Origin of the sequence: Streptomyces sclerotialus (genome assembly GCF_040907265.1) — a bacterium.
Lineage (GTDB): Bacteria > Actinomycetota > Actinomycetes > Streptomycetales > Streptomycetaceae > Streptomyces > Streptomyces sclerotialus.
In genome coordinates this window covers 4,358,086-4,374,122 of record NZ_JBFOHP010000002.1, presented here as the reverse complement: position 1 = coordinate 4,374,122, position 16,037 = coordinate 4,358,086, and the positions used below count along the sequence as shown (strand labels likewise).

The window sequence follows — 16,037 nt, the reverse complement described above, 5'->3', positions numbered from 1 at the left end:
AGCTTCCTCCCCCTGGACCGCTTTCCATCCGCACATACGATGGAAAGCGTCCAATTACGACGAGGAGGCACCGTGGCCGACGAGCTCACTCCGGAGACCCCGGACGAGGACGAGCAGCCGATCAAGCAGCGCAAGAACGGCCTTTACCCGGGCGTTTCCGACGAGCTCGCCGACAACATGAAGTCCGGCTGGGCCGACACGGAACTGCGCGACCTCCAGCCCATCGAGCAGGCTTCGAACGCCGCCGAGCGGCGCGCCGCGCTGTCCCGCCGGTTCCCCGGCGAGCGCCTGGTGATCCCCGCGGGCAATCTCAAGACCCGCTCCAACGACACCGAGTACTCCTTCCGCGCCGCGACCGAGTACGTCTACCTCACCGGCGACCAGACCGACGACAGCGTCCTGGTCCTGGAGCCCAACGGGGACGCGCACGACGCGACGCTGTACCGCCTGCCCCGCTCCGACCGCGAGAACGGCGAGTTCTGGCTCGACGGCATGGGCGAGCTGTGGGTCGGCCGCCGGCACAGCCTCACCGAGGCCGCGGTGCTGTACGGCATGCCCTGCAAGGACGTGCGTGAGCTGGCCGACGCGCTGAAGGAGGCCACCGGGCCGGTCCGCGTCGTCCGCGGCCACGACGCCGGCATCGAGGCGGCGCTGACCGACAAGGTCACCGCCGAGCGCGACGAAGAACTGCGCGTGTACCTCTCCGAGGCGCGTCTGGTGAAGGACGCCTTCGAGGTCGGTGAGCTGCAGAAGGCCGTCGACTCGACGGTGCGCGGCTTCGAGGACGTGGTGAAGGTCCTGGACAAGGCCGAGGCGACGTCCGAGCGCTACATCGAGGGAACGTTCTTCCTCCGGGCCCGCGTCGAGGGCAACGACGTCGGCTACGGCTCGATCTGCGCCGCCGGGCCGCACGCCTGCACCCTGCACTGGGTACGCAACAACGGCGAGGTCCGCTCCGGCGACCTGCTGCTGCTCGACGCGGGCGTGGAGACGAACTCCCTCTACACGGCCGACGTCACCCGCACCCTGCCGATCAACGGCCGCTACTCCGACCTCCAGCGCAAGATCTACGACGCGGTGTACGCGGCGCAGGAGGCGGGCATCGCGGCCGTGAAGCCGGGCGCCGGCTTCCGTGACTTCCACGATGCCGCGCAGCGCGTCCTCACCGAGCACCTCGTGGAGTGGGGCCTGGTCGAGGGCCCGGTCGAGCGCGTACTGGAGCTGGGCCTGCAGCGCCGCTGGACCCTGCACGGCACGGGTCACATGCTCGGCCTGGACGTCCACGACTGCGCGGCCGCCCGTACGGAGTCGTACGTCAACGGCACGCTCGAACCCGGCATGGTCCTCACCGTCGAGCCCGGCCTGTACTTCCAGGCCGACGACCTGACCGTCCCCGAGGAGTACCGCGGCATCGGCGTCCGCATCGAGGACGACATCCTCGTCACGGCCGACGGCAACCGGAACCTCTCGGCGGCCCTGCCGCGCCGCTCGGACGAGGTCGAGGAGTGGATGGCCCGCCTGAAGGGCTGAAGGACCGAACGGCTGGAGGACTGGAGGACTGAAGGACTGAAGGACTGGAGGACTCAACGGCTGAAGGGCTGAAGGGCCGAGAGCCGACGAGAGTCCGTGTGACCTCCGGGTGCTGCCGGAACGGGTGGGTGTTCTGCTGTTCTGCGGAACACCCACCCGTTCTGCTCAGTCCGTACGGGCGGCGGACGAGACCGTACGGACGTACGCACCCGCCTTGGCCGCCGTGTACGTGGCGATCGCGGCGGACTCCACGAGACACGCATCGATCGGCTGCCGCACGACCAGGATGCGGTAGTAGAAGGGCGCGCCCAGGGCGGCCACCACCGCCTCGGCGTCCGTGTCGGCGGGCAGCTCACCGCGGTCGACGGACCGCCGCACCATGGCGCCGGCGACGGCGAGGCGGTCGGTGAAGAAGTCCCGCAGCACCTCCTCCGCGCGCGGATCGCGGGCGGCCGCCGAGACCACCGCCTCGATCATGGCCTGGTTACGCCCGTCCTCGAAGAACCCCTTGATGCTGCGGGCGAGGGCGCGCAGGTCGCCGCAGAGCGAGCCGGTGTCGGGCAGCGGGATGCCCGCGCTGCGTTCCGTGAGCAGGGCGCAGACGAGGCCCTCGACGGTGCGCCAGCGGCGGTAGATCGTCGCCTGGTGCACGCCTGACCGCTGCGCGACCCGCTCCATCGACAGCGCGGCGAACCCGGTCTCGCCCAGCTCGTCGAAGACGGCGTCGAGCACGGCGGTACGGGTGCGTGCGGTACGGCCCCCGGGGCGGGTTCTGCCTGGGGGGCGCTGCGTTGTGCTCATGAAGGCACTCCGGATTGCCAGCGATCGATCACACGAAGTATTGTCCAGATCGCTAACGCGAGTCACTTCGCGTTAGCGCGTGCGCCCTGCGGCGCACCCACCGGGGGACGCCGAGCACGGGGGACTCGGCATGGGGGTGCGCCCGGGGCGCTGTTCTCTACATGGCCCGGAACTGTGCCAGTCGCTCTGCCGACTCCAGCGTCCACGGGTGCTGCGGACCGAGCGACTGCTTCTGTCCTTCGACCACCGCCTCGGCCTGCTCCACCGCCTCCGCCTGCTCGCCGAGTGCAGCGAGGACCCGGGCCAGGAGCGTATGAGCCGACAGAGTGATCTGGTAGGTGGGCTCGAAGGCACTGTCGTAAGCGGTGAAGATTTCGCGGGCGAGAGGAAGCGCTTCGGCCGGCCTCCCCGCGAAGAACTTCACAAGGGCGTAAGCCTGCTTGGCGAACAGTGAGACCTGGTGACGTGCCCCGAGGGCGCGATCGCAGTCGACGATGAGGGCCGCTCCGGCTGCGAGGTCTTCTTCCAGCCGGGTGTCCTCGTGCACTTCGATCAGGTCCGTCCGTGCCCGCAGCGTCAGGGGGTGCGTCGCGCCCAGAACTTCCGTTCGCCCCTCCACGGCTCGTCGGACCAGCACCTCCGCTTCCGCCAGCTGGCCCTGCAGCCAGAGCACCCGGGCCAGCCCCAAGCAGCTTTCCCACGTGTCCAGAGAGAGCTGTCGGCGCTCACAGTCAGCCAATGCCGCGCGATGCACCGTCTCGGCCTCTTCGAAGCGGCCGACCCGGTTAAGTGCACGCCCCATCCGCTGGCGGAGCCGCAGAATGACCGGGTTGTCCGCTCCCAGTCGCCGCTTTCCCAGCTTCACCGCCTGCTCCGCCACCGCCAGCGCAGGTGCGTAGTCGCCGGCCCGGTGCAGGGCGACCACCAGACGCAGCAGTGCCTCCGCGGCCCCTTCGACCGCCGCGTGCCCCACATCCGGCCGGTCGACCGCCCTCCGCAGCAACCTGACCGCGTGAGGGGCGAGCAGGCTCGTACGGGCATCCACGTCACCGCGCTGCGGCACTTCCGGGAGTACGGACAGCAGCTGCTGAACCGCCACGGTGACCAGCTCGTCGCACAGCTCCGCCGGGATGCTCCGCCAGACGCTGTCCAGCACCACGGAATGGGTACGAAGAGACCGGACGCCTCCTGCGATCACTTCTGTCAGGGACTGGTCGAGCAGTCCGCGCAGGGCGATGCGGCCCGCCTGGGACGTGGCGTACTGGAACAGGGTGTACGCGACGGCCGTCTTGCCGCAGCCGCCGAGGCCGTGCAGGACGTACACCTGGCCGCCCGCGTCGGAGGCGACCGCTGCCCGGAGCCGGTCCATCAGTTCCGTGCGGTCGCGCAGCACGGTGGGGGCGCGGCCCACGGAAGGCCAGCGGACGGAGTCCAGGCCGGACCACGCGCCGCCGGTGCCACCGGTGCCGCCCGGACCGCCCGGACCGCCCTCGGAACCGTGGTAGTGGTGCTCGATGATGTGCTGGTCGCCGGATGCCTGGTAGACCCGGCCATGGCCCATCGCCCGGGCGTCGTTGCCGCCGTGACCGGTTCCGGCACTGCCGCCGTGACCGGTTCCGGCACCGCCGCCGTGACCGGTTCCGGCACCGCCGCCGTTCATCCCGCTCCCCCTCCCGCCGTGTACCGCACGAGAGCGCGAGAAGAAGTTCCCGCCTTGTACGGCACGGGAGTTCAGCGTAGATCACAGCAGCGTGCCTGGTCAGGGAATTGGGACCAGGTCACGAGCGGCGGTGGAGAAACGTCACGGCATCTGGAGCAGCGCGCCCTCGCGCCATTTGAGGACCTTGTCGAAGCTGACCACCGCGCCCCGGCGCCCCGTGCGGTTGCGGTAGCGGACCTGGTCGGTGAGCGCCTCGATCAAGAAGAGCCCCCGTCCGTGCTCGGCCTGAGCGGGGGCGGGGGCGTGTCGGCGGAGCGGAGCGGGTTCCGTCCGGGGGGAGCTGGGCGAACGGTCGTGGGGCCCGGTTCCAGGTCCGGACCCAGGGCCGGTTCCAGGAACGGAACCGGAACCGGGACCGGTGGATCGGACCGGCCCGTCCGACCGGCTCGGCCCGTCCGGCCGACCCGACCCGTCGGAACGACCCGGCCCGTCCGACCGGTGTGCCCCGTCCGACCGGTCCAAGCGTTCCGAGCGGTCATGGAACCCGGGTCCGGAGTCGGTGACCTCGATGCGGCACGTGTCGCCGTCGATGAACGCCGTGACGCGGTACTCCTCCGCCACGCCGTCGCCGTGCTCGACGGCGTTGGCGCAGGCTTCGGAGAGGGCGAGCGAAAGGTCGTAACAGACGTCCGGGTCGACGCCCGCGGTCTCCATCGTCCCCAGCAGCAGACGGCGCGCGAGCGGCACGCTCGCTGCCTCCCGCCGAAGATGGAGGGACCACCAGATGCTCATCGCTCCAGCCTCCTGGCCGCGGCTCGACATATCGATACGTATTGCCGCGCTCCATGGTCGGTAAGCGTGGGTTTGACGTGACTCCGCCCATTCGGCGGACGCGGCCATTGAGCGTACCGGTGTAAAAGGCCCGTGGGCGCGCCCCTGCGTGCGCCCCTCCAATTGCGGTAGCGGCACTCCGGCCGATCTTCCGCGGGTTCACCGGCCCTCCGGGGCGGGGCCGGGGCGACGGCCCTGGTCATGAGGTGGGGACGCGTCGCGTCGAGTGACCATTTGAAACCGCTTACTGTCCGTCTACGATCGTTTGCATCTTTCTACTGATTGTGCGGGTGGGACAGTCGCGCACACGCGTACGAGAGGGGCAGCGGATCGTCCAGACGCATTCGTGTGGCTGCCTTCGCAGACGTCCTCCAGACGGGGCTTCGGATTGTCCGGAAGCGGCCATGGCCTCTGGACGGGCCCGCACCGTCCCTTTCTCTCCTCTTCTCCCGTACCCGGTCTTCTCCTGTACCCGGCCTTCCCCCATACCCGGCCTTCCCCCATATCCGGCTCGCGTCCCCGGTCACCGCACGGACAGCGCACGGAATCGCACGGAATCGCACGGACATCGTCCTGCGCTGCTCCGTCTCCGCCGAGGGCCCCGCGAGCAGCGGCACGGCCCGCTGCCACCCGGCGTCTCCCCCGTCGGCGCCCCTCGCTCGGTCCGGCCTGTCCGGGAGCGTCCGCCCTGCCGTATGCGTCCGGTACGCGCAGTGGGATGATGGCGCCCGCCATGACTTCCCCCGAGGGGCGCGCCGCGGCCGATCTGCGGTTGCTGAGGGCCGCGGTGTTCACCGCGGCCTGCGTCGCGCTGGCCGCCGCGGGGCACATGATCGGTTCCTGCGCCACCGTTCCGCTGTGGACGCTGGGCGCCGGCTGCGTCGGCGTACTGGCCGTCGCCGTACCCCTCGCCGGCCGCGAACGCTCGCTGCCGGGCATCGCCGCAGCGCTCGCCTTCGGGCAGCTCGTGCTGCACGCGCTCTTCATGGTGGGCCAGCGCGGCCTCGCGGTACAGCTGCCGGCCGGCGGCGTGAACGGGCTGAGCGACCGTGCGGCGATCGGTCTCGCCCGCCAGATGACCTGCGGGTTCGAGGCGGGGCGGCTCACCGGTACGCAGGCACGGCAGATGCTCGCCGCGGCCGGCATCGGTCCCGTGGGGAGCGCGACGGGCGGAGCCGCCGCGACGGCGGGCGCCCACGCCGCGCAGGACTCCGTGGCGCCCGCCTCCATGGCGCACGCCTCCATGGCGCACGGCGCGGCCGGGCAGGGCATGGCGGCGCACGACATGGCCGCGCACGGTGCGGTCGGTACGGGTGGCGGCTCGGGGTTGTCCGCCGCCGCCCAGCACCTCGGGCTCGGTTCCCTGACGGGGCTGCTGCCGTCGCTGCCGATGCTGCTCGGGCACCTGCTCGCGGCGCTGGCGGCCGGCTGGCTGCTGCGCCGGGGCGAGGCCGCGCTGTGGCGGCTGGTACGGCTCTCCGCGCCCGCCGCGCGGGAGGCCACGGCGACCGCGTCGATGGGCGCACTGCGTACCGCGCTGCGCCTCGTGCACGCGCTGTGCGCCGGACTGCTGGGCAGCGTGGACCCTACTCCGCGCGCCCCCGTTTCGTACGAGCATGACAAAGCCGGGCCCGAAGAGCTCGCGCTCCAGCACAGTGTCGTCAGGCGGGGACCGCCCCACTTCGCCCTCGCGGCCTGACGTCACACGCAGCTCACGCACGCCCGCAGGACGGGACCCCGGACACGGTCCGGGCGGGCTGACGTGCCGTCGCCGCACGCGCGCCACCATCAGCCTCCCTTCCCTCCTGACTGAGGAGTGTCCATGTCGGACAACACGCTGTCGCGCAACACCCGGTCGCACAGCACCCTGACCAAAGCCCCGGCCACCGCCCCGGCCACCGCCCTGTCTGCCGGCCCCGCCGAGCGCGGGCCGTCCGCCGCCCCCTCCCGCCGCCGTACCGCCCTGCGCCGTCTCCCCCTCGTCGGCGGTGCCGCCGCTGGTGTCGTGCTGCTGCTCGCGGGGCCCGCGTTCGCGCACGTCACCGTGCAGCCGGGGCAGGCCGCCAAGGGCGGCTACACGACCGTGGACTTCAAGGTCCCGAACGAGCGGGACGACGCCTCGACCGTGAAGCTGGAGGTCGACCTGCCCACCGACCACCCGCTGGCGTCCGCGATGCCGCAGCCGGTGCCCGGCTGGGACGTCAAGGTCACCAAGTCCAAGCTGGACAAGCCGATCGAGTCGCACGGCGAGAAGCTCACGGAAGCGGTCACCAAGATCACCTGGACCGGCGGCAAGATCGAGCCCGGCCAGTTCCAGCAGTTCCCGGTCTCGATCGGCGCCCTCCCCGAGGACGCCGACCAGCTCGTCTTCAAGGCGCTCCAGACGTACGACAACAAGGAGGTCGTGCGCTGGATCGAGCCCGCCAAGGAGGGCGCGCCGGAGCCCGAGAACCCCGCGCCGGTCCTGAAGCTCGTCGACGCGGCCGACGCGGAGCAGGGCGGCGGTACGGACACCGCGGGCGCCCAGGCCGGCCAGCAGGACGGCAAGGCCGGCGCGGACGACGGCAGGAGCACCACGACCGCGGCCGACGGCGGCACCGACAACACCGCCCGCATCCTGGGTGTGGTCGGCATCGTGGTCGGTGTCGTCGGCATCGGCTTCGGCGTCTTCGCCGGTCGCCGCCGGACCACCTGAACCGACCGCTGCACCTGTCGGGAGCGGTCGGCCGCGAGCCGGCCGCTTCCGCACGCCACCGTTCCGGCCCGCCCGGCCGGTGGTGCGCCCGGTCGACACACACAACGGACATACGGGATATCACTCAGTAATGCGCAGAACACCCAAGCTCGCGGCTGCCGCCCTCGTGGCCGCCGCGGCCCTCACCCTCACCGCCTGCGGCAGCGACAGCGGCGGGGGCGACGGCGCCCCCGCGGCCAGCGTCTCCGGCACCCAGTCCAAGCCGGTCGTCACGCTCGACCAGCCGATGGAGAAGCCGGACCTCGTCCTCACGGACAGCGACGGCAAGAAGTACGACCTGATCGAGGAGACCAAGGGGCGGCCGACGCTGATCTACTTCGGCTACACCCACTGCCCCGACGCCTGCCCGGCCGTCATGGGCAACATCGACGTGGCCCGCAAGCAGCTGCCGAAGGCGGAGCAGAAGAAGCTGCGGATCGTCTTCGTGACGACCGACCCGGAGCGGGACACCCCGAAGCGGCTGAAGTCCTGGCTGAACGGTTTCGGCGCCGACATCGTCGGCCTGACCGGGGACTTCGACACCATCCAGGGCGCCGCCTCGGCCGTGAACGTCGGCGTCTCGAAGCCGGTCAAGAAGAAGAACGGCGACATCATCGTCGACCACGGGCTGCAGGTCCTGATGGCCTCCCCGAAGGACGACAAGATCCACTGGCTCGGCATGAAGGACGCGGGGGCCGAGGACTACGCCCACGCCCTTCCCAAGATCATCAAGGGGCAGAACCCGTGAACCGCCGCACCGCTCCCGTGAACCGCCGCACCGCTCCCGTGAACCGCCGCACCGCTCCCGTGAAGCGCCGCACCGCATTCGCCGCGGCGCTCGCCGCCACCGCCGCCCTGACCCTCGCCGGATGCGGCGGCGACAGCGCGCCCCAGCTGAAGGTGTCCGGCGCGTACATGCCGCAGCCCGTCATGAAGGACATGGCCGGCGGCTTCCTCGTCATCAAGAACACCGGTGACACCGCCGACAAGCTGACCTCCGTCACCAGCGACCTCTCCGACGACGTGACGATCCACCGGACCGTCGGCGCCAAGATGGAGGAGGTCAAGTCCCTGGACATCCCCGCGCACGGCGAGCTGAAGCTCTCCCGCGGCGGCAACCACCTGATGTTCATGGCGCTGAAGAAGAAGCCCGAGAACGGCGACCAGGTCTCCGTCGAGCTGCACTTCGGCAAGGCGGCGCCGATCAGGACCGAGATGCCGGTCAAGGCCACCAACTACAACCCGCAGCACGCCGGGCACCAGTAGGGGGAGAACCGCCATGACGCTCACCGTTCCCCGCGCCGCGGACGGGGCCCGCCGCCGGCCCGGCCGGAGTGCCGTACCGCACCGCGGCCGGACCGCCGCAGCCCTGCGCCTGCTGGTCCTCGCCGCCGCGCTGCTCGGCGCGCTGCTGGGCGGCGCCGCTCCGGCGTCCGCGCACGCCGCGCTGACCGGCAGCTCCCCGGCGCAGGGAGCGGTGCTGCAGAAGGCGCCCGCGCAGGTCTCGCTCTCCTTCTCCGAAGGCGTCTCGATGGGCGACGACTCCATCCGGGTGCTGGACCCCAAGGGCAAGCGCATCGACCGCGGCAAGCTGCTCGACCTGTGCAGCGGCAGCACCGTGAAGTACGGCACGGGGCTGCCCCCCGGCCTCCCCGACGGCACGTACACCGTGGCCTGGCAGGCCGTCTCGGCCGACAGCCACCCGGTCTCCGGTGCCTTCACCTTCTCCGTCGGAGCGCCCTCCAAGTCCGCCGCCGTGGTGCCCCAGCAGGAGGCCGGCGGCGGGCTGGTCGGCGCGCTGTACGGCATCGCGCGGTACGTGGCGTACGCGGCGTTCGCGCTGCTCGTGGGCGGCGCGTGCTTCGTACTGGCCTGCCGCCCGTCGGCGGCGCGGCACCGTCCCGTCCAGCGGCTGGTGGTGTGGAGCTGGGCGACGCTCACCGCCGCCACGATCGTGCTGCTCCTGCTGCGCTCCCCGTACACCGGGTCCGGCGACCTCGCAGACGTGTTCGATCTGGCCGGGCTCAAGGCGGTGCTGGGTACCAAGTCCGGCGCCGCGCTGGTCTCACGGGTGCTGCTGCTCGCCGCGGCCGCGCTCTTCATGGCTGTCCTCTTCGGGGCGTACGCCCGTGCCGAGGAGGAGGGCGACGCCAAGCGCCGCAAGGACCTCGCCTTCGGGCTCGGCGTCGGCGGCACGGTCGTCGCGGCGGGGCTCGCCGCGACCTGGGCGATGGCCGAGCACGCCTCGACGGGGCTGCAGACCGCGGTCGCGATGCCCGTGGACGTCGTGCACCTGCTGGCCGTGGCCGCCTGGCTCGGCGGCCTGACCGCCCTGCTGGTCTCCCTGTACCGCGGCCCGGCCGTCGAACGCGCGGCCGTCCACCGCTTCTCCCGCCTCGCCTTCGCCTCCGTACTCGCCCTGGTCGCCACCGGCGTCTACCAGTCCTGGCGCCAGGTCGGCAGCCTGCCGGCCCTCACGGGCACCTCGTACGGGCAGCTGCTGCTCCTCAAGGTCGGGCTGGTCGTGGTGCTCGTCGGGGTCGCGTGGGTGTCGCGGCGGTGGACGGAACGGCTGGCCGAAGCCCCGCAGGGCGCGGCGGACGCGGCGGGGAGCATTCCCGGGCAGCAGACGGCGCCCGAACCGGAGCCGGTGGCCGCCGGTGCCGACACGAAGGCGGCCGACACCAAGGACACGGAGGCGAAGACGGCCGACACGAGGGGACCGGACTCCACCGCGCCGGGCACCGGTACGCAGCCCGTGGACGCCTCCGTGGCCCCCTCCCCCGAGCGCGCCGCGCAGCTCGCCCGGCAGCGGGCCGCCGTCGCCGACGCGCGGCGCAAGCGCGTCCGGGACGCCGACCCCGTGCGGTACGGGCTGCGCCGGTCCGTCCTCGCCGAGGCCGGCGTCGCCGTCGTCCTGCTGGCCGTGACCACCGTCCTCACCACCACCGAACCGGCCCGTACGGAGCAGGCCGTACGGGACTCGGGCCAGTTCGCCGAGGCGGCGCGGCCGGTCTCCGTGACCATCCCGTTCGACACGCTGGGCCCGAAGGGCAAGGGCACAGCGCGGCTCGACGTGGACCCGGCGCGCAGCGGCCAGGCCAACGTCCTGCACCTGCGGATCTCCGACCCGGACGGTGCCGCGCGGGACGTCCCGGAGGTACGGGTGTCCTTCACCTCGAAGGCCAAGGACCTCGGCCCGCTCCCGGCCGTGCTCAAGAAGACCGGTACCGGACACTGGACTGCGCGGGGCGTGCAGCTGCCGGCGGCCGGCACCTGGCAGCTCTCCCTCGTAGTCCGCACCTCCGACATCGATCAGGTGACCGAGACCAGGAACGTGAAGATCAGCTGATGACCGAGAACTCCACCAAGACGGCCCGGACCGAAGGGACCACCGGCGCCCCCGCGGCGTCCGGGGAGGACGCCGCGCCCGCCGTCGCGCTCTCCCGCCGCCGCCTCCTCGGTACGGTCGGCGCCGCCGGGGCCGCCGGTCTCGTCGTCGGCGGCGCGGGCGGCGCGTTCGGCACCGTGGCGGCCCAGGACGACGCGCCGAAGCTCGGCACGGTCGGCGCCACCGAGGTCGCGTTCCGCGCCGACCGCCGTACGCCGCAGGCCGGCATCACCACCCCGATGCAGGCCCGCTGCCATCTGGTCGCGTTCGACCTAGCCCCGGGTGCGGGGCGCAAGGCAGCGGCCGCCCTGATGCGCCGCTGGTCGACGCTGGCCGAGAAGCTGATGGCCGGCGAGGCGCCCGCCGACGACAGCGGCGTGGCGCTGGACGCGGGCCCCGCCTCCCTCAGCGTCACCTTCGGTTTCGGCCACAGTTTCTTCGGCCGTACGGAGCTGACCGCGCGCCGTCCGATGCAGCTCGACCCGCTGCCGCACTTCTCGGCGGACGCCCTGGACCCGAAGCGCAGCAACGGCGACCTGTGGATCCAGATCGGCGCGGACGACGCGCTGGTCGCCTTCCATGCGCTGCGCGCGCTGCAGAAGGAGGCCGGGGACACCGCGCGGCTGCGCTGGCAGATGAACGGCTTCAACCGCAGTCCCGGAGCCACGGCGCACCCGATGACCACCCGCAACCTCATGGGCCAGGTCGACGGCACGAACAATCCGAAGCCGTCCGACGAGGACTTCGAGGAGCGTGTCTTCGTGGGGCGCGACGCGGAGCAGCAGTGGATGCGCGGCGGCTCCTACGTGGTGCTGCGCCGCATCCGGATGCTGCTGGACAAGTGGGAGAAGAAGTCGCGCACGGAGCAGGAGCGGGTGATCGGCCGCCGCAAGGCCGACGGCGCACCGCTGACCGGCGGCGACGAGCACACCCCGATGGACCTGGCCAAGAACGGTGCGGACGGCTTCCCCGTGATCCCGGCGGACGCGCACGCCCGTATCGCGGCGCCCGAGTCCAACCAGGGCGCCGCGATGCTGCGCCGTCCGTTCTCGTACCACGACGGCTTCCGCGACGACGGCGCCCCGGACGCGGGGCTGCTCTTCATGGCCTGGCAGGCCGATCCGTTGCGCGCCTTCACCCAGATCCAGCGGAAGCTGGACCGCGGAGACGCGCTCTCGCCGTTCATCCGGCACGAGGCGAGCGGGCTGTACGCGGTGCCGGCCGTGGAGCCGTCGGGGTACGTCGGCCAGCCGCTGCTGGAGGGCTGAGCGGCCGCCTGCGGGACCGTGCGGCCGCTCGGCGTGGTGCGGGGCCCCGGCGGTGGCGGGCGGAGCGTCGGTGGCGCCTGACGGCCTCCGGCGGGCGAGTACGGTAAGGGGCCCGGGACAGAAGCGAGCCCCGGAGAAGGAGTGAACGGATGTCGGCCAGCCGCTACACGTATCTCGGGCCCGCGGGCACCTTCACCGAGGCAGCCCTGCGCACCCTGCCCGAGGCGGCGACGCGCGAGCTGGTGCCGATGGTGTCCGTGCCCGCCGCGCTGGACGCGGTCCGCGCGGGCGAGGCGGCCGGCGCGCTGGTGCCGATCGAGAACTCCGTGGAGGGCGGCATCACCACCACCCTCGACGAGCTGGCCGCCGGCGGGCACCTGATGATCTACCGCGAGGTGCTGCTGCCGATCGCGTTCGCGCTGCTGGCCCGGCCCGGCACCGAGCTGTCCGACGTGAAGACCGTGACCGGCCACCCCGCGGCCCAGGCGCAGGTGCGCAAGTGGCTCGGCGAGCAGCTGCCGGAGTCGGTGTGGGAGTCGGCGGCGTCCAACGCGGACGGCGCGCGGCTGGTGCAGGAGGGCCGGTACGACGCGGCGTTCGCGGGCGAGTTCGCGGCCGCCACGTACGGCCTGACCCCGCTGGCGACCGACATCCACGACGCGCAGAACGCGGCGACCCGGTTCGTCCTGGTGGGCAAGCCGGCGCGGCCGGCGGCCCGGACGGGCGCCGACAAGACCTCGGTCGTGCTGTGGCTGCGCGAGAACCACCCCGGTGCGCTGCTGGAGCTGCTGCAGGAGTTCGCCGGGCGCGGGGTCAGCATGATGCGGATCGAGTCGCGGCCGACCGGTGAGGGCATCGGCCAGTACTGCTTCTCCGTGGACTGCGAGGGGCACATCACCGACCGCCGGGTGGGCGAGGTGCTGATGGGGCTGAAGCGGATCTGCCGGGACGTCCGCTTCCTCGGCTCGTACCCGCGTGCGGACGAGGTCGTGCCGGAGGTCCGTCCCGAGACCGCCGACGACGCCTTCATGGAGGCGTCGGACTGGCTGAACCGCTGTCTGGACGGGCGGGCCTGAGCGGGCCGCGCCACGGCGTCCGCACGTTGTCCCCAGGTTGCCCACAGGCTTGTCCACAGAGTTATCCACAGGGCAGGTTCTCGACCTGGGGACAAGTCGATTCCCGTGCGTCACACAGTCGACAAATCGCCCTACTGACCCCACACCCGTCCACAGGTGCGCACAGCCACCCAGCGAGGGCCGCGTCAGCATAATTCCTGGGAACAATCCTTTAGGGCGAGGAAATCCCACACGAAAGAGTACCGGAAGAGGGTTTCGGCAAGGATTTCTTCGCCCGGGATTCAGGTAACGGATGCCGCTTTCCGACTTCCACAGAAGCAGCACACAGCCTGTGGATAACTTTTCCGAAGGGGCCCGAAGCTGTGGACAAGTGACTGTGCACAGCCCGCCAACTCCCCGCTCACGCAGGCCCGGACGCACCAGCGCAATACGCACCCGACACGTCGCGGCAACCCCTCGGCCGCCCCGGCGCCACTCCCCCGGCAGCCGCCACGGAGACGCACGGCCGGCCCTCACCGGGAATTCTTTCCCGCAATTCACCGCCTTCTCAGAAGACCACAGAAATAACTCTAAACCGGACAAATTGCCCTCGCGGCGAATATCGCGTCGAACGCCCCGGCCGGGCCCCGGTAGCCTGGTGGGGTGATTGACCTTCGCCTGCTCCGTGAGGACCCCGACCGTGTGCGCGCGTCCCAGCGCGCCCGTGGAGAGGACGTCGCGCTCGTCGACGCACTGCTCTCCGCCGACGAGCGGCGCAGGTCCTCCAGCGTCCGCTTCGACGAGCTGCGTGCCGAGCAGAAGTCGCTCGGCAAGCTCATCCCCAAGGCCACCGGGGACGAGAAGGCCGAGCTGCTGAAGAAGGCCGGCGAGCTGTCCGCCGCCGTCAAGGCCGCCGACGCCGAGCAGGACCAGGCCAAGGAGGAGACCCAGTCCCTCCTGCTGAAGCTGGGCAACCTCGTCCACCCCGACGTCCCCGTCGGCGGCGAGGAGGACTTCACGGTCCTGGAGACGCACGGCACGATCCGCGACTTCGGTGCCGAGGGCTTCGAGCCCAAGGACCACCTGGAGCTCGGTGAGGCCCTCGGCGCGATCGACGTCGAGCGCGGCGCCAAGGTGTCGGGCTCGCGCTTCTACTACCTCACCGGCGTCGGCGCGCTGCTGGAGCTCGCGCTGGTCAACGCCGCGATCGCGCAGGCCACCGAGGCCGGCTTCACCCCGATGCTGACCCCTGCGCTGGTCCGCCCGCGCGCCATGGAGGGCACCGGCTTCCTCGGCCAGGCCGCGGAGAACGTGTACCACCTGGAGAAGGACGACTACTACCTCGTCGGCACCTCCGAGGTCCCGCTCGCCGCGTACCACATGGACGAGATCGTCGACGCGGACAAGCTGCCGCTGCGGTACGCCGGTTTCTCGCCGTGCTTCCGCCGCGAGGCCGGTACGTACGGCAAGGACACCCGCGGCATCTTCCGGGTGCACCAGTTCGACAAGGTCGAGATGTTCTCGTACGTCGCGCCCGAGGACGCGGAGAACGAGCACAAGCGCCTCCTGGACTGGGAGAAGCAGTGGCTGAACGGCCTGGAGCTGCCCTTCCAGGTGATCGACGTCGCCACGGGCGACCTGGGCGCCTCCGCCTCGCGCAAGTTCGACTGCGAGGCGTGGATCCCGACCCAGGGCAAGTACCGCGAGCTGACCTCCGCGTCGAACTGCGACGAGTTCCAGGCGCGCCGCCTCTCGGTCCGGATGCGCGACGGCAAGAAGGTGCAGCCGCTGGCGACGCTGAACGGCACGCTGTGCGCCGTCCCGCGCACCATCGTGGCGATCCTGGAGAACCACCAGCTCGCGGACGGCTCCGTGCGCGTCCCCGAGATGCTGCGTCCGTACCTGGGCGGCCGGGAAGTCCTGGAGCCCGTCGCCAAGTGACCCTGCCCGCCGCCTCCGCCTTCCCGTACAAGCTCGTCGCGACGGACCTCGACGGCACGCTGCTGCGTCCCGACGACACCGTCTCGGCGCGCACCCGTGAGGCGCTCGCCGCGGTCACCGCGGCGGGTGCCGCGCACATCGTGGTCACCGGCCGCGCGGTGCCCTGGACCCGGCACATACTCGACGACCTCGGCTACGACGGCCTCGCGGTGTGCGGGCAGGGTGCGCAGGTCTACCACGCGGGCGAGCACCGGCTGCTGACCTCCGTGACGCTGGACCGGCAGCTGGCCGGGCTGGCGATCGCCAAGATCGAGGCGGAGGTCGGCCCGCTGTACCTGGCCGCGAGCCGGGACGGGCTGGAGGGCGCCGTCGTGGTCGCCCCGGGCTACCGCGTCCAGGAGGGTCCGCTGCCGAACGTCCTGGTCGACGACCTCGCCGACCTGTGGGCCGAACCGATCAACAAGGTCTACATCCAGCACCCGGAGCTCTCGGACGACGCGCTCGCCGCTGCCGCCCGGGAAGTGGCCGGTGACCTGGTCGGCGTGACCATGGCCGGGCCGGGCATCGTCGAGCTGCTGCCGCTCGGGCTGAGCAAGGCCACCGGCCTGTCGCTCGCGGCCCGCAGACTGGGCGTGAAGGCCGCCGACACCATCGCCTTCGGTGACATGCCGAACGACATCCCGATGTTCGGCTGGGCCGCACACGGTGTCGCCATGGCCAACGCGCACGACGAGCTGAAGGCCGTCGCCGACGAGATCACCACCTCCCACGCGGACGACGGCATCGCGGCGGTCCTGGAGCGCTTCCTCACAGTCTGACCGGTGGG

At 71.8% G+C, this 16,037-nt stretch carries 13 protein-coding genes; 10 read left to right on the top strand and 3 right to left on the bottom strand.

Annotated features, from left to right (window positions below; translation table 11 throughout):
• Positions 1–72: 72 nt before the first annotated feature.
• Entirely contained in the window at positions 73–1,530 is a 1,458-nt protein-coding gene (locus tag AAC944_RS19435; protein WP_030615493.1) for an aminopeptidase P family protein, read from the top strand.
• A gap of 165 nt (positions 1,531–1,695) precedes the next feature.
• Here the strand turns inward: AAC944_RS19435 and AAC944_RS19430 are convergent, their stop codons facing one another.
• The 3 genes from AAC944_RS19430 to AAC944_RS19420 all read right to left on the bottom strand — a co-directional run bounded on the left by AAC944_RS19430 (position 1,696) and on the right by AAC944_RS19420 (position 4,783).
• The gene (locus tag AAC944_RS19430; RefSeq protein ID WP_030615490.1) at positions 1,696–2,331 is read right to left on the bottom strand and encodes a TetR/AcrR family transcriptional regulator; all 636 of its coding nucleotides are present in this window, start codon (positions 2,329–2,331) and stop codon (positions 1,696–1,698) included.
• 157 nt (positions 2,332–2,488) lie between these two features.
• Positions 2,489–3,892 (bottom strand): tetratricopeptide repeat protein, encoded by a 1,404-nt coding sequence (locus tag AAC944_RS19425; protein ID WP_490368267.1) that lies wholly within the window; start codon positions 3,890–3,892, stop codon positions 2,489–2,491.
• A gap of 240 nt (positions 3,893–4,132) precedes the next feature.
• Positions 4,133–4,783 (bottom strand): ATP-binding protein, encoded by a 651-nt coding sequence (locus AAC944_RS19420; protein ID WP_030615484.1) that lies wholly within the window; start codon positions 4,781–4,783, stop codon positions 4,133–4,135.
• Between the two features lie 772 nt (positions 4,784–5,555).
• Here AAC944_RS19420 and AAC944_RS19415 point away from each other — a divergent pair.
• From AAC944_RS19415 to AAC944_RS19375, 9 genes are all read left to right on the top strand, one after another.
• Entirely contained in the window at positions 5,556–6,521 is a 966-nt protein-coding gene (locus AAC944_RS19415) for a hypothetical protein (RefSeq protein ID WP_030615481.1), read from the top strand.
• 123 nt (positions 6,522–6,644) lie between these two features.
• Positions 6,645–7,517 carry a YcnI family copper-binding membrane protein gene (locus tag AAC944_RS19410; RefSeq protein WP_078888588.1) on the top strand — a complete coding sequence of 291 codons (873 nt, stop codon included), beginning with the start codon at positions 6,645–6,647 and terminating at the stop codon, positions 7,515–7,517.
• A gap of 130 nt (positions 7,518–7,647) precedes the next feature.
• Positions 7,648–8,304 (top strand): SCO family protein, encoded by a 657-nt coding sequence (locus AAC944_RS19405; protein ID WP_030615473.1) that lies wholly within the window; start codon positions 7,648–7,650, stop codon positions 8,302–8,304.
• Between the two features lie 59 nt (positions 8,305–8,363).
• Positions 8,364–8,822: a copper chaperone PCu(A)C gene (locus AAC944_RS19400; RefSeq protein WP_030615470.1), complete on the top strand. Its 459-nt coding sequence runs from the start codon at positions 8,364–8,366 to the stop codon at positions 8,820–8,822.
• A gap of 13 nt (positions 8,823–8,835) precedes the next feature.
• The gene (locus AAC944_RS19395) at positions 8,836–10,908 is read left to right on the top strand and encodes a copper resistance CopC/CopD family protein (RefSeq protein ID WP_063759954.1); all 2,073 of its coding nucleotides are present in this window, start codon (positions 8,836–8,838) and stop codon (positions 10,906–10,908) included.
• Positions 10,908–12,215, top strand: a complete 1,308-nt coding sequence (gene efeB, locus AAC944_RS19390; protein WP_030615464.1) for an iron uptake transporter deferrochelatase/peroxidase subunit — start codon at positions 10,908–10,910, stop codon at positions 12,213–12,215. Before AAC944_RS19395 ends, efeB begins: the two co-directional genes overlap by 1 nt.
• A gap of 149 nt (positions 12,216–12,364) precedes the next feature.
• Positions 12,365–13,291: a prephenate dehydratase gene (gene pheA / locus AAC944_RS19385; RefSeq protein ID WP_030615461.1), complete on the top strand. Its 927-nt coding sequence runs from the start codon at positions 12,365–12,367 to the stop codon at positions 13,289–13,291.
• A 642-nt stretch (positions 13,292–13,933) separates the two neighbouring features.
• Complete coding sequence (serS, locus tag AAC944_RS19380; protein ID WP_030615459.1) at positions 13,934–15,211, top strand: serine--tRNA ligase; 1,278 nt, start codon at positions 13,934–13,936, stop codon at positions 15,209–15,211.
• Positions 15,208–16,029 (top strand): HAD family hydrolase, encoded by an 822-nt coding sequence (locus tag AAC944_RS19375; protein ID WP_030615456.1) that lies wholly within the window; start codon positions 15,208–15,210, stop codon positions 16,027–16,029. The genes serS and AAC944_RS19375 overlap by 4 nt, the downstream gene beginning before the upstream one ends.
• Positions 16,030–16,037 lie beyond the last annotated feature (8 nt).

What these genes read in the sequence shown, in the direction of transcription:
- AAC944_RS19430 (WP_030615490.1), bottom strand. Translation starts at nt 2,331, where the DNA reads ATGAGCACAACGCAGCGCCCCCCAGGCAGAACCCGCCCCGGGGGCCGT.
- AAC944_RS19425 (WP_490368267.1), bottom strand. Translation starts at nt 3,892, where the DNA reads ATGGGCCATGGCCGGGTCTACCAGGCATCCGGCGACCAGCACATCATC.
- AAC944_RS19420 (WP_030615484.1), bottom strand. Translation starts at nt 4,783, where the DNA reads ATGAGCATCTGGTGGTCCCTCCATCTTCGGCGGGAGGCAGCGAGCGTG.
- AAC944_RS19415 (WP_030615481.1), top strand. Translation starts at nt 5,556, where the DNA reads ATGACTTCCCCCGAGGGGCGCGCCGCGGCCGATCTGCGGTTGCTGAGG.
- AAC944_RS19410 (WP_078888588.1), top strand. Translation starts at nt 6,645, where the DNA reads ATGTCGGACAACACGCTGTCGCGCAACACCCGGTCGCACAGCACCCTG.
- AAC944_RS19405 (WP_030615473.1), top strand. Translation starts at nt 7,648, where the DNA reads ATGCGCAGAACACCCAAGCTCGCGGCTGCCGCCCTCGTGGCCGCCGCG.
- AAC944_RS19395 (WP_063759954.1), top strand. Translation starts at nt 8,836, where the DNA reads ATGACGCTCACCGTTCCCCGCGCCGCGGACGGGGCCCGCCGCCGGCCC.
- efeB (WP_030615464.1), top strand. Translation starts at nt 10,908, where the DNA reads ATGACCGAGAACTCCACCAAGACGGCCCGGACCGAAGGGACCACCGGC.
- pheA (WP_030615461.1), top strand. Translation starts at nt 12,365, where the DNA reads ATGTCGGCCAGCCGCTACACGTATCTCGGGCCCGCGGGCACCTTCACC.